Origin of the sequence: Arthrobacter jinronghuae (assembly GCF_025244825.1) — a bacterium.
GTDB lineage: Bacteria > Actinomycetota > Actinomycetes > Actinomycetales > Micrococcaceae > Arthrobacter_B > Arthrobacter_B jinronghuae.
This window is the reverse complement of sequence record NZ_CP104263.1, coordinates 531,637-557,633: the sequence shown is the minus strand read 5'-3', so window position 1 is coordinate 557,633 and position 25,997 is coordinate 531,637. Positions and strand designations below refer to the sequence as shown.

At 67.5% G+C, this 25,997-nt stretch carries 26 protein-coding genes; 11 read left to right on the top strand and 15 right to left on the bottom strand.

Annotated elements, in window-relative coordinates:
• Positions 1–50: 50 nt before the first annotated feature.
• The 4 genes from N2K98_RS02680 to N2K98_RS02665 all read right to left on the bottom strand — a co-directional run bounded on the left by N2K98_RS02680 (position 51) and on the right by N2K98_RS02665 (position 6,360).
• Positions 51–1,553, bottom strand: a complete 1,503-nt coding sequence (locus N2K98_RS02680; protein ID WP_407080017.1) for a threonine/serine exporter family protein — start codon at positions 1,551–1,553, stop codon at positions 51–53.
• A 507-nt stretch (positions 1,554–2,060) separates the two neighbouring features.
• Positions 2,061–3,134, bottom strand: coding sequence for a lipid II:glycine glycyltransferase FemX (locus N2K98_RS02675; protein WP_255798232.1), 1,074 nt, complete (start codon positions 3,132–3,134; stop codon positions 2,061–2,063).
• A 129-nt stretch (positions 3,135–3,263) separates the two neighbouring features.
• Positions 3,264–4,829, bottom strand: a complete 1,566-nt coding sequence (locus tag N2K98_RS02670; protein ID WP_255865913.1) for an MFS transporter — start codon at positions 4,827–4,829, stop codon at positions 3,264–3,266.
• 13 nt (positions 4,830–4,842) lie between these two features.
• The gene (locus N2K98_RS02665; protein ID WP_255865912.1) at positions 4,843–6,360 is read right to left on the bottom strand and encodes a CYTH and CHAD domain-containing protein; all 1,518 of its coding nucleotides are present in this window, start codon (positions 6,358–6,360) and stop codon (positions 4,843–4,845) included.
• A gap of 136 nt (positions 6,361–6,496) precedes the next feature.
• Here N2K98_RS02665 and N2K98_RS02660 point away from each other — a divergent pair, with 136 nt between their 5' ends.
• From N2K98_RS02660 to N2K98_RS02650, 3 genes are all read left to right on the top strand, one after another.
• The gene (locus tag N2K98_RS02660) at positions 6,497–7,474 is read left to right on the top strand and encodes an aldo/keto reductase (protein WP_255865916.1); all 978 of its coding nucleotides are present in this window, start codon (positions 6,497–6,499) and stop codon (positions 7,472–7,474) included.
• 174 nt (positions 7,475–7,648) lie between these two features.
• A complete protein-coding gene (locus N2K98_RS02655; protein ID WP_407080002.1) occupies positions 7,649–7,984 on the top strand; it encodes a DoxX family protein in 336 nt (111 codons plus the stop codon).
• Positions 7,981–8,955, top strand: coding sequence for a hypothetical protein (locus N2K98_RS02650; RefSeq protein WP_255865910.1), 975 nt, complete (start codon positions 7,981–7,983; stop codon positions 8,953–8,955). The genes N2K98_RS02655 and N2K98_RS02650 overlap by 4 nt, the downstream gene beginning before the upstream one ends.
• A gap of 29 nt (positions 8,956–8,984) precedes the next feature.
• On the opposite strand, the gene zapE is transcribed toward N2K98_RS02650, so the two are convergent.
• Positions 8,985–10,049: a cell division protein ZapE gene (zapE, locus tag N2K98_RS02645; RefSeq protein ID WP_255865909.1), complete on the bottom strand. Its 1,065-nt coding sequence runs from the start codon at positions 10,047–10,049 to the stop codon at positions 8,985–8,987.
• Between the two features lie 136 nt (positions 10,050–10,185).
• On the opposite strand from zapE, the gene N2K98_RS02640 reads away from it, so the two are divergent.
• From N2K98_RS02640 to N2K98_RS02630, 3 genes are read left to right on the top strand one after another with little or no spacing between them, the layout of a single operon-like run.
• Complete coding sequence (locus tag N2K98_RS02640; protein WP_229952828.1) at positions 10,186–10,476, top strand: DUF1540 domain-containing protein; 291 nt, start codon at positions 10,186–10,188, stop codon at positions 10,474–10,476.
• 3 nt (positions 10,477–10,479) lie between these two features.
• Positions 10,480–11,340, top strand: coding sequence for an HNH endonuclease (locus N2K98_RS02635; RefSeq protein ID WP_255865908.1), 861 nt, complete (start codon positions 10,480–10,482; stop codon positions 11,338–11,340).
• Positions 11,341–11,353: 13 nt separating this feature from the next.
• The gene (locus N2K98_RS02630) at positions 11,354–11,734 is read left to right on the top strand and encodes an RNA-binding S4 domain-containing protein (RefSeq protein ID WP_255798225.1); all 381 of its coding nucleotides are present in this window, start codon (positions 11,354–11,356) and stop codon (positions 11,732–11,734) included.
• A 17-nt stretch (positions 11,735–11,751) separates the two neighbouring features.
• Here N2K98_RS02630 and N2K98_RS02625 read toward each other — a convergent pair whose 3' ends face one another.
• Positions 11,752–13,278: an acetyl-CoA hydrolase/transferase family protein gene (locus N2K98_RS02625; RefSeq protein WP_255865907.1), complete on the bottom strand. Its 1,527-nt coding sequence runs from the start codon at positions 13,276–13,278 to the stop codon at positions 11,752–11,754.
• 160 nt (positions 13,279–13,438) lie between these two features.
• Here N2K98_RS02625 and N2K98_RS02620 point away from each other — a divergent pair, with 160 nt between their 5' ends.
• The 3 genes from N2K98_RS02620 to N2K98_RS02610 are packed head-to-tail and all read left to right on the top strand — an operon-like array spanning position 13,439 to position 16,816.
• On the top strand, positions 13,439–14,206 hold the full coding sequence (locus N2K98_RS02620) for a tyrosine-protein phosphatase (RefSeq protein WP_255865906.1): 768 nt from the start codon (positions 13,439–13,441) through the stop codon (positions 14,204–14,206).
• Positions 14,207–14,238: 32 nt separating this feature from the next.
• Positions 14,239–16,035, top strand: coding sequence for a Na+/H+ antiporter NhaA (gene nhaA, locus N2K98_RS02615; RefSeq protein ID WP_255865905.1), 1,797 nt, complete (start codon positions 14,239–14,241; stop codon positions 16,033–16,035).
• A gap of 22 nt (positions 16,036–16,057) precedes the next feature.
• Positions 16,058–16,816 (top strand): SDR family NAD(P)-dependent oxidoreductase, encoded by a 759-nt coding sequence (locus N2K98_RS02610; RefSeq protein WP_255865904.1) that lies wholly within the window; start codon positions 16,058–16,060, stop codon positions 16,814–16,816.
• 23 nt (positions 16,817–16,839) lie between these two features.
• Here the strand turns inward: N2K98_RS02610 and N2K98_RS02605 are convergent, their stop codons facing one another.
• The 3 genes from N2K98_RS02605 to N2K98_RS02595 are packed head-to-tail and all read right to left on the bottom strand — an operon-like array spanning position 16,840 to position 19,625.
• Positions 16,840–17,607 carry an SDR family NAD(P)-dependent oxidoreductase gene (locus N2K98_RS02605; protein ID WP_255865903.1) on the bottom strand — a complete coding sequence of 256 codons (768 nt, stop codon included), beginning with the start codon at positions 17,605–17,607 and terminating at the stop codon, positions 16,840–16,842.
• Between the two features lie 50 nt (positions 17,608–17,657).
• Positions 17,658–18,917, bottom strand: a complete 1,260-nt coding sequence (locus N2K98_RS02600; RefSeq protein WP_255865902.1) for an MFS transporter — start codon at positions 18,915–18,917, stop codon at positions 17,658–17,660.
• 42 nt (positions 18,918–18,959) lie between these two features.
• Positions 18,960–19,625, bottom strand: a complete 666-nt coding sequence (locus N2K98_RS02595) for a peptidyl-tRNA hydrolase (RefSeq protein ID WP_255798218.1) — start codon at positions 19,623–19,625, stop codon at positions 18,960–18,962.
• Positions 19,626–19,755: 130 nt separating this feature from the next.
• Between N2K98_RS02595 and N2K98_RS02590 the strand changes: the two genes are divergently transcribed.
• Positions 19,756–20,238: a hypothetical protein gene (locus N2K98_RS02590; RefSeq protein WP_255865901.1), complete on the top strand. Its 483-nt coding sequence runs from the start codon at positions 19,756–19,758 to the stop codon at positions 20,236–20,238.
• 26 nt (positions 20,239–20,264) lie between these two features.
• Here N2K98_RS02590 and N2K98_RS02585 read toward each other — a convergent pair whose 3' ends face one another.
• The 3 genes from N2K98_RS02585 to N2K98_RS02575 form a co-directional block, all read right to left on the bottom strand.
• Positions 20,265–20,684 carry a hypothetical protein gene (locus tag N2K98_RS02585; protein ID WP_255798216.1) on the bottom strand — a complete coding sequence of 140 codons (420 nt, stop codon included), beginning with the start codon at positions 20,682–20,684 and terminating at the stop codon, positions 20,265–20,267.
• Between the two features lie 106 nt (positions 20,685–20,790).
• The gene (locus tag N2K98_RS02580) at positions 20,791–21,327 is read right to left on the bottom strand and encodes a type 2 periplasmic-binding domain-containing protein (RefSeq protein ID WP_255865900.1); all 537 of its coding nucleotides are present in this window, start codon (positions 21,325–21,327) and stop codon (positions 20,791–20,793) included.
• The gene (locus N2K98_RS02575) at positions 21,327–21,872 is read right to left on the bottom strand and encodes a hypothetical protein (RefSeq protein ID WP_255865899.1); all 546 of its coding nucleotides are present in this window, start codon (positions 21,870–21,872) and stop codon (positions 21,327–21,329) included. The genes N2K98_RS02580 and N2K98_RS02575 overlap by 1 nt, the downstream gene beginning before the upstream one ends.
• Before the next feature lie 210 nt (positions 21,873–22,082).
• Between N2K98_RS02575 and N2K98_RS02570 the strand changes: the two genes are divergently transcribed.
• On the top strand, positions 22,083–22,589 hold the full coding sequence (locus N2K98_RS02570; protein ID WP_255865898.1) for a GNAT family N-acetyltransferase: 507 nt from the start codon (positions 22,083–22,085) through the stop codon (positions 22,587–22,589).
• 75 nt (positions 22,590–22,664) lie between these two features.
• Here N2K98_RS02570 and ligK read toward each other — a convergent pair whose 3' ends face one another.
• From ligK to N2K98_RS02555, 3 genes are read right to left on the bottom strand one after another with little or no spacing between them, the layout of a single operon-like run.
• Positions 22,665–23,348 (bottom strand): 4-carboxy-4-hydroxy-2-oxoadipate aldolase/oxaloacetate decarboxylase, encoded by a 684-nt coding sequence (ligK, locus tag N2K98_RS02565; RefSeq protein WP_255865897.1) that lies wholly within the window; start codon positions 23,346–23,348, stop codon positions 22,665–22,667.
• Positions 23,341–24,396 carry an amidohydrolase family protein gene (locus N2K98_RS02560; RefSeq protein ID WP_255865896.1) on the bottom strand — a complete coding sequence of 352 codons (1,056 nt, stop codon included), beginning with the start codon at positions 24,394–24,396 and terminating at the stop codon, positions 23,341–23,343. The genes ligK and N2K98_RS02560 overlap by 8 nt, the downstream gene beginning before the upstream one ends.
• Entirely contained in the window at positions 24,393–25,586 is a 1,194-nt protein-coding gene (locus N2K98_RS02555) for a 4-oxalomesaconate tautomerase (RefSeq protein WP_255865895.1), read from the bottom strand. The genes N2K98_RS02560 and N2K98_RS02555 overlap by 4 nt, the downstream gene beginning before the upstream one ends.
• Positions 25,587–25,997: the final 411 nt, after the last annotated feature.

The following is a 25,997-nucleotide window of genomic DNA, read 5'->3' as shown; positions in this document are numbered from 1 at the left end:
AGCCCGGCCCGCTTCATTAGCGGGCCGGGCTTTTGTCTTTTCGGGGGCTGCTAGCGCCGCCGGTTGCGGCGGTCGTTGCCGTTGAGGTTCCGGGTGAAGGGCCGGCCCAGGTTGTCACCGAGCACCACGCCTCCGGAGATGGCCAGAATGACGGTGAGCGCGTCAAACAGGCCCACCACTCCCTGGTACATCTCGTCGGTGCCGATGCTCAGGCCGTACATGGACCGGAAGATCGCCAGCCCCGGGAAGAGGAACAGGACAGCGGGGACGGCGACGATCAGCTGCGGTGCACCCATCCGCAGGGCAACGATGCGCGCCACCATGCCGATGAAGATGGCAGCCACCGCCGGTGTCAGGCGCGGCCCCATGCCGCCTGCCTCCGCCAGCTGGTAGACCAGGAAACCGACGGTGCCGATCAGCACCGTGGGCAGCACCAGCCGGCGCGGGGACTGTTCGACAATGCAGATGGTTCCCAGCGCAACGGCCAACAACAGCAGGGTCACCGGGAAGGAGTACTGCGACGAGGTCACGTCCGTCACGTTCAACCGGCCCATGCCCATCAACGCACCCATTACCAGCGCGACGGCGATACCGGCCACCAGGGCGCCGAAGGTCAGGAACGCGGACAGGAACCGGCCCGACGCCGTCACCGGGAACCCGTTGATCGCATCCTGTACCGCGGAGACCAGACGCCCGGTGGGCAGCATCAGCAGGATTCCGCCCGCAACGACAATGCCGGGGGAAATCGGCACCTCCATGGACCAGAACAGCATGGCCATCGCCGTGACGACAAAGCCGCTGGCCGCCGTCGTGAAGAAGTCCGGGACCCGCCACCTGCCCAGCACGCGCTGGAGCAGGCTGACCATCACCGTGCCGGCGAAGCCCACCAGCGAGGCCAGCGGACCGCCGCCGATAAACCCTACGATCGCCGCGGCGAAGACGCCGGCGGACACGGTCACCGCCCAGCGCGGGAACGGCTTCGGCCGCTGCGTGATCTCGTTGAGCCGGTTCGCCGCCTCGGCACGCGAGAGCCCGCCGTCGATGATGTCGGTGACCAGCTGGTGGACCAGCCCGAGCCCGGCATAGTTGTTCGTCCAGGAACGGACCACGCGCATCACCGTGATGGGCGTCTGGTCCTTCGGAGAGTAATTGAGCAGCACCGACTGGTTGGTGATGTCCACTTCGATGCTTTCCAGCCCAAATGCGGCGGTCACCGCGATGATGGCGGTTTCCACCTCCAGCGCGCCGGCACCGTAGCGGAACATGGTTTCGGCCATGCCGAGGGCCAGGTCCAGGGTCTTGCGGGCATTCGCGTCCGGTCCGCCGGTGCGCACCATGGGGTTGGCATAGGGGCTGCCGGCCAGCCGCTCCACAATGGACATGGCCTGGGTGGGCGGATTCTCCCCCTGGACCAGCCTGCGCAGCATGCGCCGCGCCGCAGCGGACGAGCGGTCCGCACGGACGGTTGTGGACGCCAGCGGCACCGTTCCCGGGGGAACGGTTTTGCGCGTACGCGCCGGCCGTTTCTCACGCGGGTCGGCCGTGGTCCGCATGCGGCCCGTCTGCGGCCGAAGCGCCTTGGACCCGGCCGGGCGGATTACTGATGTGGTGGGAGGCGGCGGCTTGGGCCGGGTGCTGCGCAGGGCAGCGGTGGGCATGTCCATACCGGCGGTTGGCTGCCCCGGAGCCTTCGACGGCGGCGTCGGCGCCTTTGCCGCCGGCCGCGAAGACCGCCCGGCCGCGCCTTGCCCCGGCCGGGGTCCCTTGCCGGACTTTGCCCGCTGGGCCTGTGGCTTCTCTGCCTGAGTGCTGCCAGACTGCCGGTTCCCCGGCTGCGCCTTCCCCTGCTCAGGATGCTCCGGCTGCGCCTTTGCGGGCTCCGCCCGCCTGCGGGCCGGCACGCTGATCAACGGAATGGGCCCCGCAACCGGGTCCGGATTCGGTGCCGAATCCGGATTCGATCCGGGCTTGCGCCCACCCGGATCGGATGTGTTCTCCAAGGATTCACCCTTTCGCCTGTTCCGGGACCCGCCCGGGTTATTGCCTGCTGGAACTGCTGCTTAGTAGAACGGCTGCTGGTGGCGGCGCCAGTAAATCTGCCGCGCCACGCGTTCGCCGATGGTGTTCCAGATCCGGTAGCGGACCGGGTCCACAACGAAGTCGTAGCACCCAACGAAATCCGTGACCGTCTTGGAGAAACTGGTCTTGAACAGACCCAGCCCGTGGTGCGGGTGGCTCTTATCCTTGAGCTGGTTACTCGGCGGTGTGCCGCAGAAGTCGTACTGGACAATGCCGCACTCCTTCTTGAGTTCGGTGATCGCGGTCCACTGGACCAGATGCGAATCCCCGTACTGGGAGCGCCGCGGCTTGGACCCGCCGTCCTTGTACGTGCCCTTGTTCCCGTAGGCAATCACGAAGGCACCCACAGTGGGCTCCCCGTCCTCGAATGCAAAGTAGAAGCGCCCCTGGCCGGCGGCAACGAAGTTGGACCAGAACCGGTGGTAGTACTCGTAGGAGCGCAGCCGTGCAGCGGAGCGGTCCTCGATGTGGGCCATCAGGCGGTACATGGTCCGCATGTTTTCTTCGGTCGGCTCGACCCGTCGGACATCGGCGCCTTCACGGATGGCCCGGCGGACCGCGTTCCGGCCGCGGGAGGAGAGGTTCTTGAGCAGCTGCTCCTCGTCAGGCGTAGTGTCCAGCAGTGCCGTGGAGTCGTTGGGCTGCAGGTTGAACGTCTTGATGAATCCGGCCCCCGTGAACAGTGCCTGGACCTCTTCGCTGTCCACGATGTCCGGCTCGACCTTGATCGCGAAAACCTTGCGGCGGGTCTCCTTGATGAACCGGGTCAGCGCGTTCACCACCAGCGGCACGTCTTCGGGGGCGGCGACGTCGGGACCCTTGATGAGGTACCAGAGGCTGCCCAGGGCCGGGACCTTCTTCTCGATCGCCAGCGTGTAGGTCACGTAATCGGGTCCGGTGAAGGCCAGGTAGACGGGATTCCAGCCGTGGTGGGACTTCACTTCCGCGAAGGACGCCGACTGGAGGACATTGCCGCCCCCGGGGTTGGCCAGCACGTGCTTATCCCAGTTGGCGATCTCCTCGGCAGTGGCCAGGCGTGCACTAAAATCTCGCAAAATACCTCAACTAATGGTTTGTTCACTGCATCGTTTTCAGCGCATCGCTACCAACGCGCCGGCCCGCCGCGGAAACGGCCTTCGAACCGGGTCCCAGTCTATCCGTTGGACTGCCGCCGGGCCGAACGCTCAGGCGGAGGCGGGGAGGAACCAGCGGACCCGCGGTTCCACTTCGGCCAGGTCCCATGCGGCCTGAATGATCCGGCGGTCTTCCCCCGTAGTCCGCGTCTGTTCCTGCCGCAGGTACTCCCGCCAGGTCGGCACATCGTAAATCTCCCGGAACTGATCCTGGTCAGTAACCGAGTGCACCAGTTCCCAGTCCGTGGCACCGGTGCGCATGCGGGACAGCCGGACTCTGTGCATGGCCTTCACGAACTCGTCACTGAGGTCCGCGGGGACCTCATAGGAGATCAGGACCGTCACCGGCCCGGCACCGGGTTTCGGTTCCTCACCGGAGGGAAGGTGCAGTTCCGTGCCGGCTACGCTGCGGTCCAGGCGTCCGGTGCCCGGCAGCAGCGGAAGCACCGCGACGCTGACCCCGGCCACCAGCAGTACGCCGGCGGCAAAAGCCAGGGTAGGAGCGTAGCCGGCACCGGTGGCACCCGATCCCCAGAAAACAGCGCCCACGGCCTGCGTGCCGGCGGCGACCATTAGATACACAGACAGGCCGCGGGCACGCACCCATTCAGGCAGCGTCAGTTGCATAGCTGCGTTCAACGTGGAGAACGTGGAGATCCAGGCGAACCCCGCGAAGACCAACAGCACGGCAACGGCCCACGCCGGCAGGTATCCCGAGGCGAAGGTCCCGGCCGCGAAGACCACGGCGCTGATGCCCAGCAGTGTGTTGTCCTTCAGGATGGTCCGGAGCCGCGGCAGGAGCAGGACACCCAGCACGGCGCCGATACCCAGCGCCCCGAGCAGTAGCCCGTATCCTGCCGAACCCAGGCCGAGATGGCCGTTGGCGGCAACGGGCAGCAGCGCATAGAGGGCGCTGGCGGGAAATATGAACAGGCCGGACCGCAGGAGGATCCGGCGGATGAGCGGCGCAGCACGGATGTAGCGGATACCTGCGGCGAGCGCCTCTCCCACGTGTTCGCGTTCGTCCGGATCCCGCTGCGGAGCCCGCCAACTGTAGATCGCAATGGAGGTGCCCACGAAGGACAGTGCGTTCAGGCCGAACACAAAGGCCGGACCGGTCAGGGCCACCAGCAGGCCGGCGATGGCGGGACCAATGGCGCGGGCCGTGTTCATTGCCACACTGCCGAGCGCTGCGGCTGCCTGGATCTCTTCCCGCGGCACCAGTGCAGGGGTGATGGCCTGCCAGGCGGGGGCACTCAGCGCCATGCCGGAGCCGATGAGGAAGGTGTAGAGCAGCAGCGAATCCGGGTCCAGCAGGCCCAGCGCGGCCACGACCGTCAGCACGGTAGCAGCGCCGGCGGCGAAGATGTTGGCGCCCAGGATCAGCCGACGTCGGTTGAAGGCGTCCGCCAGCACCCCGGCAATGAGGCCCAGCAGAAGGGACGGTGCGAGGTTCGCAGTCTGGACCAGGGATACAAGGGCGGGATTGTCACTGTTTTCCACCAGGAACCACTGGGCCCCCACGGTCTGCATCCAGGTGCCGATGTTGGACCCCAGCTGGGCAAGCCACAGAATGAGGAACATCCGCCGGCGCAGCGGCGCCCAGGGCGATTCCATGCGATTGCCTCCCTCAGGGGCTGGTCGGGAAGCCTTTCCAAGCGTGGGCAAACCGCTCCCGGGCCGACTGGGCCGAGGCCTGCTCCAAGGCATGCAGCCGCCCGTAGGTAAAGCCGTTCTCACCGGCAGCCAACGCCGTTGCCCCCATACGCCGCAGGTAGGCCTGCGTCACCACGCTGTCCTGGTACTCACCCAGGACTTTCTGCACATGCTCGGCGGCGTCCACCATTTCCTTCGCTTCCTTCGGTTGCACCGGCGCCCAGACTTCGGCTGCGTAGCGCAACTGCTTGGCATCCTTGCGCGCGTCATGAAGCGCTTCCGCATAATCGTCGCCCGTCAATGTCCGTGTGGACCGTACCCGGCGGTGCAGCCTTTTCCGGTCCCGCCGGATGATGCGGGCAGCTGCGGGACCTGCCGGTTCCCTGGCCGTTTCCGTCCAGAACGGGCTGTCCAGTAGTGCTTCGAGTCCGTCCAATGCCTGGAAATACCGCTGGGAGTGCAGTGCTTCGCGGACGTGACCGTAGGCCTCCCGATAGTCATGGAGCAGTTCCTCGTCCACGCGGGCGGCAACCGGCCCCATCACCAGGTCAGCGGGTTCGGCGGCAATCAGCTGCTGGAGCCGGTGCCGCATCACCTGCGCGTCCCGGGCCTTCCCCAGTACCCGGGCGAGCCACCGCAGCTCCCCGCGCAGCGAGCGCCCCGGCTCGGTGTCCATGATGCTGCGGTAGCTGGAGAGGGCCGAGCGCAGCCTCCTGGTGGCAACCCTCATCTTGTGGATGCCGTCAGCGTCCCCCCGCCGCACGCGCGGATCGTGGCGCAGCAGCTCTTCGAACTGTTCGCGCAGATACTCCAGCAGCAGCAGTGCTACCGGGCTTCGAGCGTCCAGGATGCCGGCATCGGTTCTGTCCGGAGTATCCCCGTTGCCCGCGACGGTCCCCTCCGGGTGCCGCACTGCGTCCTGTCCCCCAACGCCATCCGTGCCCGCCGGCACGGCACCGGCAGCGAGGAACATGGTTCCCGCGTCCTTGCCCAGCGCCCCGCCCGCGGACGCAACGGCCCAGACCCGCCGGTCCGGGCCGGAGGGCTCGGCTCCGATGCCCTCTGCCCTGGTGCTTTCATCAGTGACGCGGGCAAGCACCGTGCCCGCACCGTCCAGCAGGCCGTACTCCAGATAGCGCGTGACAAGGGTTTGAACAGGCACTGGTTCCCGGCCCCGAAGCACGGCTTGGAGGTCCTCCACCAGTTCCGCCGGAACCCCTGCACCGGGTCCGGTAGTGTTGCTGGCCCGGACCGCAGGCTCCAAAGAGGGTGCGCTGCGCTCCCAGCGCGTACCGCCGTCGTCGTCCGTGTGCCGGGAGAGGCTGAACCCGCGTCTGCGGAGGGAACCGTCCGGGGTGTCATACCGGACTTCCGTGCGCCGGCCTTCCCGGGGCTGTGCCACTTTAGCGACACCAGCCAGCTCATGCAGCGGCGGCAGCACCAATGCTTCATCTACCAAGAAACGGCTTGCGGTACCTGTTCCGGCGGCCATGTGCGCCAGTATAGGACCGCAACCGCAGCTGCCGGGAGTCCTCGGGCCTCGTGCCTACCGGAGCGGGGCCGCGTCCCGGTAGCATCGTGCGGTAATGAACCCGCACTGCAGCAGCGGAGGCCAGCCGATGAACTCGATGACATACGCCAAGCTCGGCAAGTCAGGGGCAACTGTTTCGGTCATTGGGCTGGGCTGCCTGGGCTTCGGCGATCCGGACCGCGGCGCGCACGGATGGACCATCCGCGAGGACGAGGCCAAGTCCCTGCTGCGGCACGCGGTGGAGCTGGGCATCAATTTTTTCGACACCGCGAACGTGTATTCCGCCGGCCACAGCGAGGAAATCCTCGGAGCTGCCGTTGCGGAATACTGCCGGCGGGAAGAAGTCGTGATCGCCAGCAAGGTGCACGGCGAGATGGGACCGGGTCCCAATGGATGGGGGTTATCCCGCAAACACATCCTGTGGCAGGTGGAGCAGAGCCTGCGGCGCCTGCGCACGGACTACATCGACCTTTACCAGGTGCACCGCTGGGACGGCACCACGCCGCTCGAAGAAACGCTGGAGACCCTGGACCAGCTGGTCCGGGACGGCAAGGTCCGGTATCTGGGCGCCTCGAGCATGCACGCCTGGCAGTTCTCGAAAGCCCTCTTCCTGCAGGAACAGCACGGCTGGGCGCAGTTCATCACCATGCAGGATCACTACAACCTCCTCTATCGCGAAGAGGAACGGGAAATGTACCCGCTCTGCGCGGACCGGGGCATCGGAGCGCTGCCCTATTCCCCGCTGGCGCGCGGGCGCCTGGCCCGTCCCTGGGGAACGAGGACGGTCCGGCAGGACTACGACGAACAGGGCCACATGCTCTACGGGGGCAACGAGGAAGTGGACCGCAGCATCACCGATGCAGTGGGGAACGTAGCCGAGGGGCTCGGCGCCACCCGGGCGCAGGTCGCCCTCGCCTGGGTCCTGGCCAACCCGGTGGTCACGGCTCCGTTGATCGGCGCCACGGCAGCTTCCCATCTGGACGACAACATCCAGGCCCTGGACATCCAGCTCACCGAAGAGGAGTTCAGTGCGCTTGAGGAGTTCTACCGTCCCCGTCCCGTGGCCGGGTTCTGAGCGACCTGCGCTACGCCACGCCCGTTGTTGCGCAGTTCCCCGACGGCAGACCATCCTTGGGTTGTGATGGTTCCATTGGTTCCACTCTGTTCTAATGTGCTGACTCCTGCCCGTACACAGAAAGTCGCTTAGGTACCCATGCTGTCTCTGGTCTTATGGCTTGTTCAACTGCTGTTGGCACTTCTATTTGCCGGAGTCGGCGTCGTAAAGATCTTCCAGAGCTATGCACGTGTCCGGGAGAACCTTCGCTGGCCCGAGGACTTTTCCCCGGTCACCGTGAAACTGATCGGCGTCCTCGAAGTCCTTGGAGCGGCCGGACTGGTCATTCCCGAGGCAACCGGCCTGGCGCCCGTACTGACACCGATCGCTGCATCCGGGCTGACCGTCCTGATGGCATTGGCTGTCCTGGTCCACGTGCGGCGGGGCGAACGCAACCGGATCGCCCTGGGCGTCATCCTGATGATGCTCTCGCTGGTGGTGGCGCTGGGCCGGTTTGGTCTCTTCGGGTGAGCAGTGCGGATCCGCAGCCCCCGCCGTCGCTCGGTGCCACCGTCGTCGGGCTCTACGCGCTGCTGCCGTCTGAATTCACTGCCGCTCGCAACGCCGCCGCCGCCGATGCCGGGCGGGCCGGGGACAAGGATCTGGCCAAACGCATCAAGGCCCTGCCAAAGCCCTCGACGGCGGCCTGGCTGGTTAATCTGCTGGCGCACCGGCAGCGGGAGGACCTGGATCAGGTGCTGGAGCTGGGAGCGGCGCTGCGCGAAGCACAGGAGGACCTGGACCAGAAGCAGCTGCGCCGCTTAAGCACCGAACGCCAGCGGCTGCTGCGCGCGATTGTCCGCCAGGCCCGGGACCTGGCCTCCGAGCTGGACCACCCGGTCAGCGAATCGTTGGCAGCGGAAGCCGAACAGACCCTCTGGGCCGCGATGACAGACCCCTCGGCGGCCGAGGCCGTGGCCAGCGGCCAGCTGGTCCGTTCCCTCGCGGCCAGCGGGTGGGAAGAGGTGGACCTGGACGGTGCCGTTGCCGACCCGGACTCGATAGCCCACGGGGCCGGCGGCAGGGCGGGGGCCGGGGCGGGGGCCGGCCGGGTCGGGGCTGCGAAGGACAAGGGCGGGAGCCAGGACAGTTCCGCGGGCCGCCTGCGGCAGGCCGAAGCCCGGCGGGCCGTCCGGAAGGCGCAGGCGGACCTGGAGGAAGCGGCAGCGGCCGAGCACACGGCGCAGGAAGCGCTGGACGCCGCCCAGCGGGAAGTGGATGAGGCCGCCGGCCGTCGGGACGAGCTCACCGATGAGATCGACGAACTGCGGGAGCGGATTAGGCAACTCGAGCGGGAGGTCGCAACCGTGGACCGGCGTTCCGGGAAGCTGGAACGCGAGCGGGACCATGCCCGGCGCGCGGCCCGTGCCGCCCGGAGGGCGGCGGAAAAGGCCCGGCAGAAGCTCGCTGACGCCCAGGACGCGGCCGACGCCGGGAACTGACAGCGGGCGCTAACGGTGGGACGCGGTAGTTAACTTCCGGCCGCAGGCAGCTGTTGCAGCATCCCGAACCGGCTGCGGATCCGCGCCAGGTCGGTGGGGTGGGCTATCCCGGGGAACACGCCGTCGTAATCCGGCATCCCGATGACGTCCAGACGGCAGCCGGCGTCGTAGAGCACGTCCACGACGTTGCCGAAGCGCTGCCAGCCGTAGGGATTCGATCCTCCGACCGGGGGCACGCCGCTGATCACCCAGTGCCGGTGCGTCTGCGCCAGCTGCAGGTAGTCGGAGGTGGCCGACTGCGCATGGCACAGGTCCTCGAAATCGAACCACAGCTGCCCGCCGTCCGCACGCAGGGCCTCCAGCGTCCGGGTTCCCGGTGTCAGCTGCACCCCTTCCGCTGCGCCGGGTGGGATCAGCCCGGCTACGGCAAGCAGCGCGTCGTCGTTGCTGCGCAGGTGATACCCGGCGGCGAAACCGGCGGTGTTTCCGGGGCGGGCACGGTAATCCGTGTCCCCGTCCAGCTCCAGGACCTGCAGGTGTCCGGTTATCAGTGCAATACCGGGTTCGAAGAGGTGGTGGAACATCTCGTCCGGAAGCAGCTCCTGCGGCGCGTAGTTGGATGTCGCCACGAGCACGATGCCGCGGTCCAGCACGGTGCGGAGCAGTCGGGTGATGAAGGCTGCGTCCGCCGGGTCCTTGACATGGAATTCGTCAAAGCACAGCAGCCGGACCCGGCCCAGCATCTGGTCCAGGGCCGCGGCGAAGGCCGAATCCTGCCGGTAGCCGGGGTTTCCGTAACCGGCGAAGACGAGTGCATGGAGTTCACGGAAGAAGTCGTGGAAATGCAGCCGCCGTTTCTGCGCGATATCCACGGAGTCGAACAACGTGTCCAGCAGCCAGGTCTTCCCCCGCCCCGGCGGGCCCCACAGGTAGACGGAGGTATTGTCCGGCGCGGGTTCGGCGGATCGGGCCGCCGCGGCAGCCGCGGCAAGCGCCGGAAGGACGGCCAGCTGGGCAGCGTCCAAGGCCAAGCCCTGCGCTTGCGCTGCGAGCTGGAATTCGACGGCGGAGGCCGGGGCCTGCATAGCGGTCATCCTTCCGTTCTACCCAACCGGACGGCACCGGCCAAACCGGCCAAATAGGGCAGGGAAATTCGCGCTAATTATTCCCGCACCGCGGTGGTACGTTCGAAACCAGGCACGGAACGAATGACCGCCTTTTGGAGGAACCATGACCGACCACGTTGCCCATGTGCAGGACTGCACCGTATCCAGCTGCGACTTCAACCATGAGGGATGCACCGCCTACGCGATCACGGTGGGCGGCTCTCCCGATCACGCCAGCTGCGCCACATTCATCGACACATCAGCCACCGGCGGGCTGCCCAAGGTCCTCGCCCAGGTGGGTGCGTGCCAGCGCAATGAGTGCCGGTTCAATGACCACCTCATGTGCGACGCCCGCGATGTACGGGTGGGTCCCGGCGCGGAACTCGCTGACTGCCTCACCTACCAGCCCCGCTAACCGGTGGCATCAGTCCTTCTTGAATGGAATCCGGACCTCCCGGATCCCTGGCCCGGCGGTTACGGTCCGGCAGTAGCAGCGGTGAACGACGGCGGAACCTTCCGCCGGAGCATGCCCCTGATGGCCGGCCGCCCGCCGGTTGCTGGAACCGAGGTATGGCTTCTACTGTGCGGCAGCCAGGGGATGCAGCGCGGACTGGTGGGCCACGGCGTCGTTGTCCCGCCCGGCAGCGCCGACGCCGTGACGGTGGATTTCGACAGGCTGCTGCCCCTGGGCGAGCAAGTGCCGGCGTCGCTCCTCGAGGAAGATGTGCCGAACCTACCCCGGGTCGGCGGCGCCGTGCCCGTACCGTCAGCTTCCATGCCGGCACTGCGGCGCCTGTGGTCGGGCTTCCTCGGCGCCGAGCCGGATCCGCTGAGCCCTCCCCCGGGCACGCTGGCTGCCGAAGCGTTGGGCCTGCAGCGCACTAACTCTCACGAGCACGACGCCGAGGCCCGCCGGCTGTGCCTGGCGTTCCACGGCAATTGCTGTGCGGCCTGCGGGCTGGTCCCTTCGCAGCGGTACGGCCCGGGAACCGAGGCGCTGATGCAGGTGCATCATCTGGTGCCGGGCACGGACCTGCCCGGCGGCTACGCATTGGATCCGGTCTCGGACCTGGTGCCGCTGTGTCCCACCTGCCACGCCGTGGCACATACCCGGGTTCCGGTCCCCTACACGCCCGCCGAGGTGCGCGGCCTGCTGGCCGCAGCACCGGATGCCGCAGCACGGGCAGCTGGCGGGGATGCCGTCGTCGTCGGGTCCCTAGTGAGCCCGGAGCAGCAGCAGGCGCTGGAAGACGCCGCCCGGCTGCGCGGACTTCGCTAGACTCGGAACTCCCATGAGCATTCCAGCGAGCACTTCCAAAACCGTCCGGGTGGACGCCTGGCTGTGGGCGGTCCGCGCCTATAAAACCCGGTCCGCGGCCACCGCCGCGTGCCGCGCCGGCCATGTCCGGCTGAACGGCAATCCCGCCAAGGCCGCGCAGCCGGTACAGCCCGGGGACACCGTCAGGATCCGGCAGCCCGGCTTCGAACGGATCCTCGAGGTCCGGCAGCTGATCAGCAAACGCGTCGGTGCCGAAGCGGCGTCGCACTGCTTCACGGATTCCACGCCTGCCCGTCCTGCAGCTCCGGCGCTGGGTATTCCGGTACGGGACCGGGGCGCCGGCCGGCCCACTAAAAAGGACCGCCGCGAACTGGACCGGCTGCGCGGGAGCTAGGCCCCCGCGCAGATGCGCTAAAGGCCGGCGGGCTCCGGCAGGCTGGTTCCCGTTTCCACGAACCGCTGGTGGAAGGACAGGGACTCGTCCAGCAGATGCGGGGTGTGCTTGCCCATGCTGTTGCGGCTGGCGCGCTCGAAGTAGTCCTGCAGCAGCGGCTGGAAGTCCGGGTGCGCGCACTTCTCGATGATGACGCGGGCGCGCTGCTTGGGCGACAGGCCGCGCAGATCCGCCAGGCCCCGCTCGGTGATGATCAGCATGGTGTCGTGTTCCGTGTGGTCCACGTGCGCGGCCATGGGCACAATCCCGGAAATCTTCCCGCCCTTGGCCGTGCTCGGGGACATAAAGGCGGAAAGGAAGCCGTTGCGGGCAAAGTCCCCGGAGCCGCCGATGCCGTTCATCATGGCCGTACCGGCAACGTGCGTGGAGTTCACGTTTCCGTAGATGTCAGCTTCGATCATGCCGTTCATGGCGATGCAGCCCAGCCGGCGGATCAGTTCGGGGTGGTTGGAGATCTCCTGGGTCCGCAGGATGATGCGCTTGCGGTAAAAATCGATGTTCGAGTTGAATTCCTCGATGCCCGCCGGGCTGAGCGAGAAGGACGTCGCGGAGGCCACCCGGACCACGCCGTCGCGGATCAGGTGCAGCATGCCGTCCTGGATCACCTCGGTGTAGGCCGTGAGCCCGGTGTACCCGGCGGTGGAGAGTCCGGCGAGCACGGCGTTGGCGATGTTGCCCACCCCCGACTGCAGCGGAAGGAGCTTGTTGGTCAGCCGGCCGGCCTTGATTTCGGCATCGAAGAAGTCCAGCAGGTGCCCGGCGATCTGCTGCGAGGTTTCATCCGGCGCTGCGAACGGAGTCATACGGTCCGGCGCGTCCGTCTCGACCACGGCAATGACCTTCTCCGGGTCCAGACGCAGGTAAGGCTCCCCGATGCGGTCATCCGGGTTCACCAGCATGATGGGCTTGCGGTGCGGGGGCAGTGCGGTGCCGTAGTAGACGTCGTGCATGCCGTCCATGGCTTCCGGCTGCTGGCGGTTCACCTCGATGATGACCTTGTCCGCCTGCTCGAGCCAGGTCTTGTTGTTACCCACGGAGGAGGACGGGATGAGGCTGCCGTCCTCGTTGATGCCGACTACCTCGATCACGGCCAGGTCCACGTGCCCGTAGAACCCGAACCAGGTGTACTGGGCCACGTGCCCGAGGTGGATGTCGATGTACTCGAGTTCGCCGTCGTTGATCCGCTTCCGCAGCGTGGGATCGGACTGGTAGGGCAGGCGCAGTTCCATGCCGCCGGCCTTGGCCAGCACGCCGTCGAGTTCCGGGGCCGTCGAGGCGCCCGTGAGGACCTTGATCTGGAAGTCCTCGCCCTTTGCGTGCGCTGCTTCCATCTGGGCGGCGAGCGCCTGCGGGACCGCTTTGGGATAGCCTGCGCCGGTGAAACCGCTCATCGCCACGGTCATTCCCGGGCGGATCATGGCCGCTGCCTGTTCGGCGGTCATAACGAGTTGCTGGAGTCCGGGATGGGAAATGCGACGGTGCATGGAGAGGCCTTTCAGAGAACGAGATCGAATTCACCCTATCGCCATGTGAGCCGTGCCTCATAGTCGGGTGTCGGCGCACACGTTGCCGATCGTGCCTAAGATGGTGCCCACAAGCGCCGCCGGCCATGCCCGGCGGATGGCACCCGGGAGGAAACCTGCCATGCCGAAACCCATCATTCCTGCCCCGGCGCCGCTGGCGAATCTGCGGGATCTGGGCGGGATTTCAGTAGACGGCGGAAAGATCCGCACCGGCCTGGTGCTCAGGGCCGACGACGTCGCGACCACCACCGCGGAGCAGGTAGCCGAGCTCGTGGAGGCGGGTCTGCGCACCATCATCGATCTGCGCTCCGCCGGCGAGGCGGAACGCACCGGACGGGGCCCGTCCGCAGACCATCCGGTGCAGTATCTGGCCCTGCCGCTGACCGATGCCATGGACGCCCCGCCGGAACTGGCGGGGCAGCTCCTGCAGTCGGTCCGCTCCCCCGAGCAGGTGGGCCAGTGGTATGCCAAAATTTTCGTCTCGCAGAAAGAGGTGCTGGTGCGCGGCCTGCAGGCCGTGGCCGACTCCCCCGGCGCGGTGCTGTTCCATTGTGCCGCCGGCAAGGACCGCACCGGCTTGTTCGCCGCAGCGCTGCTGGTGGTGCTGGGTGCGGAACCGGAGGCCGTCGTCGAGGATTACGCCCGAACCCAGGCCCGGCTTCCCGAGGTCTATCGCAGGATGGGGCTGACCGAGCTCAGCGGCGGTTATGACATCCCCGCGGATCATCCCGTACTGGCGGCCCACCCGGCCGCCATGCGTTCGATGCTGGGAACCCTCGATTCCAGGGCGGGCGGCGCGGCCGCGGTGCTGCGTTCCGGCGGGCTCTCTTCCGAACTGGTCGGCCGCCTGCGCCGCAAGCTGGTGCAGCCCGTACCCGCGCAGGTGTAGCGGTGCCGGCCCGCCCGCAGCGTATTGCCACTATGGCTGCCACCGTCCGGGGTGATGCGGACAAGCGCCCCGCTGCACTGCTGCTGCTGGCCACCATCGCAGCGGTGCTGTGGGCCAATGCGCCGTTTTCCGGTTCCTATGAGTACTTCTGGGAAACCACCGTCGAGGTGCGTGCCGGCAGCATGATTTTGGAGTTGACGGCCCGGGAAGTGGTCAATGACGCGCTCATGGCGGTGTTCTTTTTCGTGGTGGGGCTCGAGGTGCGGCGGGAATTTGCCCTGGGCGAGTTGACCAACCGGTCCCGGGCCGTGATTCCGGTGGTCGCTGCGGCCGCGGGGATTGCCGTGCCCGCCGCAGTCTTCCTGCTGTTCACGGCCGGAACGGACAATGCCGCCGCGTGGGGCGTGGTCATTTCCACCGACACCGCGTTTCTGCTGGGTGCACTGGCCGTTGCAGGACCTCGGGTTCCCGGCAGGCTGCGGATTTTCCTGCTGACCCTGGCGGTGGTCGACGACGTTGCCGCGCTCAGCATCATCGCCCTGGTCTATACCGAACATCTGCAACCCGTGCCGTTGCTGCTGGCCTTCGCCGGGCTCGCCGCCGTCGCACTGACCCGCCGCTTGCCGTACGGTCGCGGCGGCGCCTACGCCGTGCTGGCAGTCCTTGTGTGGCTGGCCTTTTACGCATCGGGAGTGCATCCGACGTTGGCCGGCGTCGGCATTGCCCTGATGGTCCCGGTGTTTCCGCCCGCCCGGCGGGACGTGGAACATGCGTTGGAGCTGACCCGTGTATTCCGCCAGTCGCCCAATTCCCGGTACGCCCGGGCTGCGGTGCACGGCGTGCGGGAGTCCCTCTCCATCAACGAACGCCTGCACAGTGCCTACACGCCGTACGTGGATTACCTGATCCTGCCCGTATTCGCCCTCGCCAACGCCGGAGTGCGACTGGACGGGCCAACGTTGGAACAAGCCCTGCGCTCCCCGCTGGCCTGGGGCATTGTCTGCGGCCTGGTTCTGGGAAAATTCATCGGCATTTTCGGTGCTGCCGCGCTGCTGCACCGGCTGCGGATCGGCGAGTTCGGCCCCGGCCTGACGCTGGGCCGCATCGCCGGCGGCGCCGCCCTGTCCGGCATCGGATTCACCATCGCCCTGTTCATCATCGGCCTCGCCATCGAGGACCCTGCAGTGCAGAACGAAGCACGGGTGGCGGTCCTGGCCGGATCGCTTCTGGCGTTCGCCGCGGGGAGTGCCATCTTCCGGACCGTGGAAGGACGGCGCCCTGCCGTTCCCCCGGGTGAGGTGCTGGCCCGGCCGGTGGATCCGGCCCGCGACCACGTGGTGGGACCCGCAGACGCTCCGTTGACCCTCGTGGAATACGGGGACTACGAATGCCCGTTCTGCAGCCGGGCCACGGGGACCATCATGGAAGTGCGCGAGTACTTCGGTGCCGACCTGCGCTACGTCTGGCGCCATCTGCCCTTGTCCCGGGTCCATCCCAATGCCGTTGCGGCCGCCGAGGCTGCAGAGGCCGCGGGCCGGCAGGGGCACTTCCGGGAGTACAGCGCGCACCTTTTCGAGAACCAGGACAACCTCCTCCCGGAAGACCTGCTGCGTGCGGCGGAGAGCCTGGGCCTGGACATGGACCGGTTCGAAGCAGACCTGCGCTCGGCGGAGGTCAGCAACCGCGTGCTGGACGATGCCCTGGACGCCGAATCCATGGACCTGCACGGAACTCCCACCTTCTTCATCGGGCGCCGCAGGCACCACGGCCCCTACGACGCGGCCACCCTGATCCGCGCTCTGGAGGCATCACGTTCCGCCGTGCCGTAGGGCCTGCGGGTAGGCTCGGGCGATGAGTACAAACGCATTGGTCACCGGCGCAGGCCGGGGCATCGGAGCAGCAATCGCAGCCGCCCTCGCAGAGGCCGGCTATACCGTGGCGGTGCACGCCGGACACGACGCCGACGCCGCCCGCCGGGTTGCCGATGCGCTGCCCGGGGCGGGGCACGCCGTCGTCGTCGGGGATCTGTCCTCCCCCGCGGAGTGCCAACGGGTCTTCGCCGAGGCCGTGGACCAGCTCGGCGGCCTGGACGTCCTGGTGAACAACGCGGGCATCTTTCGGGCCCAGCCGGTGACGTCCGGATCTTTTGCCGATTGGCAGGAGGCCTGGCGGCAGACCATCGACATCAACCTGACGGCACCGGCAAACCTCTGCCGGCTGATGGCCGGGCACCTGATTGAGCGGCCCGCGGGTCCGGCGGGCGGACGGCTGGTGAATGTGGGATCGCGCGGCGCGTACCGCGGGGAACCGGAGAACCCGGCCTACGGCGCCAGCAAGGCCGGGCTGCACTCCCTTACCCAGTCCCTTGCCGTGGCGCTGGCGCCGCATGGGATCTTCTCCGCCGCCGTCGCACCGGGATTCGTGGACACCCGGATGGGCCGCCCCGCTTTGGAGGGTGCCAGCGGCGCAGCCATCCGGGCGCAGAGTCCGTTCAACCGGGTCGCAGAGCCGGAGGAAGTCGCTGCGACCGTAGCCTGGCTCGCCACGGCGGCTCCGGAGTGGGTCAGCGGTACGGTGATCGACGTCAACGGCGCCTCGCACCTGCGCTGACCTCCGCGGGGCGGGGCTGACCCCTAGGCCTGCTGCGGCTGTCCGTTGCTGGCCGTGGTGCCGCCGTCGACGGGCAGGATCGCGCCGGTGATGAACCGGGCGGCGTCGGAGGCCAGGAACAGGATCGCGTCCGCCACCTCGTCCGGCTGGCCCGGACGGCCCAGGGCAATCCGTTCGGCGAACTTTGCCTTCTGCTCTTCGTCGTCCTTCTTGTCCTCGACCAGGTCGGTCCAGATCAGGCCCGGTGCCACGGCATTCACGCGGACCCCGTCCTTGCCATGATCCAGGGCCACCGCGCGGGTGAAGTTGTTGACCCCGCCCTTGGCCGCGTTGTACGCGCTCATGTTCCAGTCAGCTGCCATGCCGGAGACGGAGGAGGTGTTGACGATGCAGCCCTTGGATTCGATCAGGTGCGGGATCGCTGCCTTGGTGCCGTAGAAGACGCCCGAAAGGTCCGTCTCAATGACCCGGTGCCATTCCTCGACGTCGGTCTCTTCGACCGGCCCGTTGGTCAGCGTGCCGGCGTTGTTTACCAGGACGTCCAGGTGCCCGTGCTGCTGCACCGTGTCCTCGACGAGCTTGCGGACATCGTCCCAGTTGGCGGAATCGGCGACGACGGCCGTGGCCGTGCCCTCGGGCAGGCCAGCTACGGTGGCGGTGATTTTCTCTGCCACGGTGTCGGTCAGGACAACGGTGGCTCCTTCGGCAACGAAGCCCCGCGCCGCTGCTTCGCCGATGCCGGATCCGGCGCCGGTGACAATGACGACTTTGCCCTCAAAACGGTTATTCATGTGCAAGCCTTCCTCGTGTCCAAGCAGGGTGCCAGCGGTAGTGCCAGTCCTTACGAACCTATCACCGGGCGTTTCGGCACCGCTTGCAGTTCGTCGTCCACGAACCGCGGTGCGGCTGCACGGATGCCGGCACCAACCATCACGGCGGCAGAGGCAATCAGGAGCGCCAGCGGCAGGGTCCAGCTGCCGGAGAGATCGTGCAGGGCGCCGATGGCGAACGGTCCCATGGCGGCCAGCAAATAGCCGACGGGCTGGATGAAGCCCGAGAGCTGCGCGGTGACCCGCGGTTCCCGGGAGCGGGCGGTGATCAGTGCCAGCGCGGCGGGGAAGGCGAACCCGCCCACGCCAAGGAACAGTGCCCAGAGCCAGGGCAGTGTGTCCGCTGCCAGCAGCAGCCCGCTGTAGCCGGCCGCCATGCAGACACCGAGGCCAACAATGTAGGTCCGCAGGCGCGGCGAGCGAGCCACCAGCACGGGCATGATCAGGCCGCCCGGGATGCCAAGCCCGGCAATGATCGCGGCCATCAGCCCGGCATGCGCCTGTTCCAGTCCGGCGTCGCGGTAGATCTGCGCAGCCCAGCCGAACTGGACGTAGGCGTGCATGGACTGGACGCCGAAAAAGATGCTCAGGGCGACGGCGGTGCGTGACGAGCGCATCCGGGTGCGCTTCGCTGCGCGCGGCCCGCCGGCAGCCACCGGGTCCCGCCCGGTGCGCAGTGCCAGGACCGCCCAGAACATAAAGGCAGCCAGGGCCGCGGCACCCCACACTCCCAGGCTCAGCCGCCAGCCGGCCGGACCGCTGCCCGCCAGTACGCCGCCCAGCAGCAGCGGCAGGCTGGCACCCAGGGCCAGCGTGGTTCCATAGACGGAGTTCAGCAGCGCCAGGCGCCGCCCGCCGTGGCGCTTGATGAAGGCGGGGACGAGGATGTTGCCCACCGCCATGCCGGCGAAGGCAAGCACGGTAAGCATCAGGAAGAGCACGGCGCTTCCTGCCAGCGCCCGCGCCAGCAGTCCGGCGGCCACCGCCCCCAGCGCCAGGACAATGGCGCCGTTGATTCCGGTCTTGCGTGAGAGTGCGACGGCGAGCGCCCCCACCACGGCAAAGGTCAGTCCCGGCAGCGCGGTCAGCACCCCGGCGGCGGTGGCGTCCAGGTCCAGTGCGGCCTGCAGCTCGGCCAGGACCGGACCGACGGAAGACGCCCCGGGGCGCAGATTGACGGCGACCAGAACCACGGCGATGCCGACCAGCCAGATCGGCAGGGTGCGGCCGCCCTCGGTGGTGTTGGCCGGTGTCCCCTTGGTGTCGCTCACCCGAGTCTTTCTATCACGGCGCGGGCACCCGGGACCCATGTGTCAGACGGGCGAACCGGCGGCCGGGCTGAAGCTGGCCGACTCCACGAACGCCGTCGCGGTATCCGGAGCAATCTCCGTCATCCCGGCGTCGACAATCAGAGGTCCTGCTCCCGGGCGGGCGGCCGACTCGGCGAAAAGCTTCCCGGCCGTGAAGCGGACTCCCGCAGGCTCCCCCGCTTGCTGCCAGGCCTGTCGAGCGGACGGGTCCAGCTGCAGGTACCAGGACAGCAACGCGTGCGCTGCCTGGGCGGAGGCCTTGCCGGTGGACATGTCCAGGTCCGCGTTCAGGACGATCACCGGGGCGTTTCCCGGCCAGGGCGCCGGGGCCTCATCCGGCAGCTGGGTGCCGGAAACCTGCAGCTTCGCGAGGTTCTTGGGCATCTGCTCGTAAGTGACCGGTTCGAAGGCGAGGGCCTGCGCCCTGCCCACTGTCACCGCTCCCGACGGCGCTTCAGCGGCCAGCTTCCCGAAGGTGCTCGGATTCGCCCGGCGGACGGTCTTCGTAAACCGGCCGTACAACCAGTTCTCCCAGGCTTCGCTGTCCTCAGTGGCCGTATATGCCCGAACGCTGGCGACGGCGGCAGCGGCCACGGCGTCGCGGTGGGCGGCTGGATCGGTCTTGTCCACGAGCAGGACGATGGGCTGGACTTTGTCGAACGGCTGCATGCTTCCAGTTTTCCATGTTCCGGCGGACGCGTTCTGCCAGGGTGCACCGCAGCTGAGCCGGGCCGCCGTCGAACCTTGGATGCCGTCACTACTCTGCCCCTGCTCCCGCCGCCGCGGTAGCGTGCGCGGCATGAGCGATCGCGAAACCCAGAGACACAGTTCCATTCCCCCGCGGCAGGCACCCGCTTCCGCCCCGACCCCGGGTCCTTCCCGCAGCCCCGGGACAGCCGATACGGCAGGACCGGAGACGCAGTGGCAGGCGATGGAACGTGAGGACGGCCTGTACACCGTGGCGCAGATAGCCCAGCAGCTGGGCTTCGGCGGCGGCCCCAATTCGATGGCACGGCAGCTCACCGGGAAGGGGAGGATTCTTGTTGTAAAGCGGGGAGAGCAGTTCCTGTATCCGGGTTTCCAGTTCGACTGGGGCAGCGAACGGGTTCTTCCCACGGTCAAGGACGTGGTCAGGATGGGCCGCCAGGCCGGCTGGGCGGATGAGCGGATTGCCCTGTGGTTCTACACATCCAACCGGTGTCTGTCGCATAAACGCCCGGTGGACGTGAGGGCCAATGAGGAGGAGCTGATCGCTCTCGCCGGGGAAGAGTTCGGGCAGTAACTGCTCGCCGGAACGGGGGTCCCGGGCTAGAGGCGGATAGCGGCAGCCATCTCGTTGACGAAGTCCTCGGTCTCGGCCGCGTTCCGGAACCCGTAGGAGACCTCCCGCACCGCTTCCTGCCGGGAACCGGGCACGGCGTGGTATTTGATAGCGGCAAAGTTGCCCGGTTCGCTGACCGGTTCCACCAGGGGACGGTCATTCAGCCGGGCGAACTGGCGTAGGGTCGGGTCGATGCGCCACTGATCCGTCTCCACCCAGAAGTGATCGCCCATGCCGGAGCTTCCGCTGGCCACCCGCACGTCCTCCAGCCCGGCGGAGGACATCAGCCAGGCAAGCGTGAAGGAAGCGGGGGCACCCAGCCCGGAGCCGTAGGGAATATGGGCCTCGGCTACGGCTGCTGCCTGTTCTGCGAGGGCGGTGGCTTCCTTGAGGCTGAGTGTCTGCATACTTCTATGTTCTCAGCCGCAGGGCACAAACCTTGCCGCCGCCCCGGCGCCCTGTCAGGACACACCGTCCCGGCGCCGTGTCAGGACACACCGTCCCGGCGCCGTGTCAGGCGGCTGCCCCGGTGTCCGGTCGGCGCATCCGGTCGGTTGCACGCCGGACCGGTGGATCGCTTTCCGCGTTCTGCAGCAGCCGGTCGAAGTCCATGAGCCCCACGTCGCCACATTTGAAGGACAGCCTGGCCTCGGGCCTGCTGCCCGCCGCGGTAGGTTTCCGCCGCCCGGTAAGCGCCAGGCGCAGCTGCCCGCCGCCGTCGTCGTTGACCTGCAACTGCCGCTTCGCTACCAGTTCACGGACGCCTTTGGCGTCCACCGCCGGCGCGTTGTAGAAGTACTCCCGGACCACTCGGGTGAGGGCTTCAGCATCCGCGCGGTCCTGCCGCGGCCACCGGATCAGTTTGTCCGTGACTGCCTGGACGGGCTGAACAATGAAGCCGAACGCGATAAGCAGTGCAATCAGGTCACCGCCGCCCATAACGAGGAACAGCATGGCGGCCACGCTCAGGCCCACGATGGTCCGCACTGAGTGCGGGTGCCGTGGACTGAGCGGAATGGTGACCAGTATCGGTTGGATCTGCGCGGCCATCAGGACCAGCCTCCCTTTAGCCCGGCCAATGCCTCTGCTTCGCGGGCGAGCCTGGCCGCCTCGTGGAGTTCGTGGTCGGAGCGGCTTCGGTTATAAATCATCGGGTCCTGCTCGATGGCCGCTTCGAGGGAACGCAGCCGGTTTCGGTGGTTCTCCGCCGTTTGCGCCAGCTTCAGCTGCGACTTCGAATTTGTCAGTTTTTGCATCAATTCCTCCACACGGGATTCCTTCGCACGGACAACCTCAAAATGGTGGCGCGCCGTGGCTTCAACGCGTACCGCCAGGTCATGCATGCGGCGCGCGGTAGCGGCGAGACTGACGGCGTGGCCTGCGGTCAGCCGTTCCTCGGCTACAACGGCTTCCAACGCTTTCAACCGGGTTTCGTAGGACCGCGTGACCGCACTGTAGTGCCGCGTCACTTCCCATGCCGCGCGGACCTGGTTCCGCAGCACGTCCTGGCGTGCCGCGGTGGCAGCAATCGCCGCATCGAGCCGCGCGCAGGTCTCGGCGTAGCTGTCCGGGGGCCCGGGAACCCCGAACTGCACCTGCACTATCCTTTGGACCCGCCTGAGGTTTTCGCCCACAGCTGCCTCTCTACAGTCTGCCGCTGTACCGGGAAAGAGTGCCGCATCGGATTCGAGGCAGAAACGGCTCCTGACGGCGGCAACGGTCATCCGGTCCATTAACCCTGCCCGCGCCCGGCCCGCCGGGTCAATGGATGGAGCCCGTTTGCGGGCATGTGGAAGACTGCGGGCATGGAAATCCATCCCGCCGCGTTGCTCGGCGGCTCCTACCGGGTGCGCAGGGCAGAGCGCGACGACGTCGCTCCGATCGTTCGACTGCTGCTGGCCGACATGCCGGCTTCCGATGCCGTTGCCGGTACGCCGGGCGCCAATCCCCTGGCGCCGTATCTGCGCGCTTATGCTGCCATTGCCGCGGATCCGGCCAACTTCCTGGCCGCGGTCGAGGATTCAGCCGGGAAGATTGCGGGGACACTGCAGTTGACCCTGATCCCCTGCCTGGCTCTCGGCGCGGCAACCCGGTTACAGGTTGAAGCCGTCCATGTGCGGGCCGATCTCCGGTCCAACGGGCTCGGTGCGGCCATGATGGACTGGGCGGTTGCCGAAGGCCGGCGGAACGGCGCCACGTTGGTCCAGCTCACCTCCAATGCGCGGCGGGAGTCCGCACACCGCTTTTACCAGCGGCAGGGCTTTGACGCCTCACACATCGGATTCAAGCGAGTACTTCCGCCGCTGCCGTAAGCTGCGTCGATTCCCGTCTCCGCCGCGGCGGGTGGTGATGCGGACCGAGTTCCAACCCGCACCACCCTCCATCGGCTAATCGATGTAGCGCAGTCCTGCCGCTTCCAGCGGTCCCCGCATCGAGTACATGTCCAGTCCGAGTTCTCCCGCGGCGAGGCGTTCACGCTTGGCCGCCTCGTTGTCCTCCCGCTTCCGGGAGGCCTCGGCCACTTCTGCGGCACGGCCGGCAGGAACGACGACGACGCCGTCCACATCTGCGACCACCACGTCGCCGGGGTTCACCAGGGCGTTGGCGCACACTATCGGAACGTTTACCGAACCCAGGGTCGCCTTCACCGTTCCCTTGGAGTTGATGGCACGCGAGAACACGGGAAAGTCCATCTCTTCCAAAGCCGCGGCATCACGGCAGCCGCCGTCGATCACCAGACCAACACCGCCGCGGGCACGCACCGAAGTGGCCAGCAGCTCGCCGAAGAAGCCGTCTTCGCTCTCCGTGGTGCAGGCGGCCACCAGCACGTCGCCGGGCTGGAGTTGTTCAACGGCCACGTGCAGCATCCAGTTGTCCCCTGGCTGCAGCAGCACGGTCACCGCCGGGCCGCAGAGTTTGGCACCGGGGTAGACGGGGCGCATGTAGGGGCGCATCAGTCCCAGCCGGCCCATGGCCTCGTGCACGGTGCTGGTGCCGTACGGGGCCAAAGCCTCGACGTCGGACTGCGGGGCACGGGTGATGCTGCGGTGGACCACTCCGAGTTCATGCATGGGTGCTGCTCCTTTGGGGTTCATGGCCCTGCCGCGTCAGCAGGGCATCCAGGCGCGGATAGACGGCACGGGTATTGTTCTCACGGATATCGGCAAGTTCCTCGCCGGTCAGGCCCGCCGCAGCCAGATACCGCCCGGTGTCATCGAAGTTAAACCCGGTGCCTGGATCGACGTCCCGCACCGCTCCGATCATCTCGGAGGCGAAGAGGATGTTCCGGGTGGGCATCACCTCCAACAGCAGGTCGATGCCGGGCTGGTGGTAGACGCAGGTGTCGAAGAAGACGTTGTTGAGCAGGTGTTCCTCCAGCGGCGGCTTCTTCAGTGCCATGGCCAGACCGCGGAAGCGCCCCCAGTGGTAGGGCGCGGCGCCGCCGCCGTGCGGAATAACGAACTTCAGCTCCGGGAAGTCCGTAAACAGGTCCCCCTGGATCAGCTGCATTACCGCCGTGGTGTCCGCGTTGAGGTAGTGGGCGCCCGTGGTGTGGAAGGCCGGATTCACGCTGGTGCTCACGTGGATCATCGCCGGCAGGCCGTACTCAACCATCTTTTCGTAGATCGGGTACCAGGAGCGGTCCGTCAGCGGAGGGGAGGTCCAGTAGCCGCCGGAGGGGTCCGGGTTGAGGTTCAACGCCACGGCACCGTATTCGTTGACGCAGCGTTCCAGTTCCGGGATGCAGGACGCCGGGTCCACGCCGGGTGACTGCGGCAGCATGGCGGCCGGAGCAAACCGGTCGGGGAAGAGTTGGCTGACCCGGAAGCACAGCTCGTTGCAGATGGCCGCCCACGCGGAGGAAGTGGCGAAGCCCCCTACGTGGTGCGCCATGAAGGAGGCGCGCGGCGAGAAGACGGTCAGGTCGATACCGCGCTCGTCCATCAGGCGCAGTTGGTTCGCGGAGATGCTTTCGCGCAGTTCATCGTCGCTGATGACCAGGTCCGCCGGGTCCGGAGCAGCCGTTCCGGGATCGGCGAGCGCCGCAATCTGCCGGTCCCGCCAAAGGCCCAGGGCCGGCGGTGCGGTGGTGTAGTGGCCGTGGCAATCGATGATCATCGGGTGTTCTCCTCTGTTGCTGCCGCCTCCTGGAGACGGCGCGGGACAAAAACTTCGCCGGCCATGATCAGCCGGGCGGTGCGCAGCAGCGCGGATTTGGTGACGTGCTGGGGGTCCTGCGGGTCGAGCCCGAGTTCCACGGTGAATTCACCGGAAGGATGCTCCACCGAAACCGTCAGGTCCGCTCCGGCACCGGCATCCGCAACGGTGCTGACTTCCCGTGCCACGGTGCCGTCAATGACGCAGGCGGTGGCAGCGGTGACGGCGGCCAGCACGCCAATGGATTCGTGGCAGACATGCGGGATGAAGCTTCGAGTGGTGATGGTGCCGCCGTGCGCCGGCGGGGCTATCAGTGTCATCTTCGGGTAGTTCTTGGCGGTGACGTCTCCCAGCCCCATCAGACGCCCGCACTGGAGCCGCAGTGCTTCAAGCCTCTGCTTCAGCTCTTCGTCACGGTTCAAATCGGCGGCGGATTCGTAGCCGGTGCGGCCCAGATCCGCGGCCCGGACCATCACCAGCGGCTGGCCATTGTCGATGCAGGTGACGCGGACCGGACCTCCGCCGTCGAGAACCACCGTGTCGCTGGCGTTGCCGGTGGGAAGCAGGGAGGCACAGACGGAACCGGCCGTGTCCAGGAAGTTGATGGTGACGGCCGCCGCCGTGCCGGGAACGCCGTCGATCCGCGTATCCCCGCCGTACTCGACAAACCGGCCCTGGTCCCCTGCCGGCGTCGCGATGCTGATCTCGGCCACCATGCCCGTGTTCAGCGTCAGGACCCGGGCAGTGGTGGTATCCCCGCCGGGCTGAAGGAGGCCGGACTCCACGGCGAACGGAACGACGGCGGCGAGCATGTTTCCGCAGTTGGCCGTGCTATCAACGGTGTCGGAAGTTGGTTGCAGCTGGGCGAACTGGAATTCCAGGTCCACCCCGTCCCGGCTGCTGACGTCCACAATCCCCACCTTGCTGGTCAGCGGATTGCCGCCGCCCAGCCCGTCAATCTGCAGGGGGTGGGGGGATCCGAGGGCGGCAAGCAGCACCTCGTCCCGGCGTTCGCCGTGCAGGGCAGCGGGCAGGTCGGCGCGGCGGAAGAACGGTCCGCGGGAGGTCCCTCCCCGCATGAACCAGCAGGGGATGCCGAGCTGACTGCCGCGGATGGAACCCGGCACCGAGGACTTTTCTGTGGTCTGCACCACAAGAATGTACCGCGTCAACCAGATTGTTGACAATAACGGTGACAAAACAAATAGGGGAACGGCAGCCCCCATGCTCCCCGGTCCCACGCTGGAGGTCACCCTGGTCCCGGCAGCGGGACTGACCTATGCGTTAGATTCGATGGCATGACTACGGGAACATTTGAGCACGTTTTGAGCAGTACGCCGCCCGACAGGAGCGTCCCGCCTCGCCCAGGAGCCGCAGACCGTGGCTGAGGAGCTTGGCGGCCTGATCCCCTTATTACTTGTCCTCGTCCTCCTGCCGGGCGCCTGTGTTGCAGTCACGCGCCAGGCAGCTGAGGGCCTCATCGGAGCGAACGGTGCCGTCGGGATCCGCACCCGATACACAAAGATGTCCGATGCGGCCTGGGGTCGCCGGGCACAGGGCTG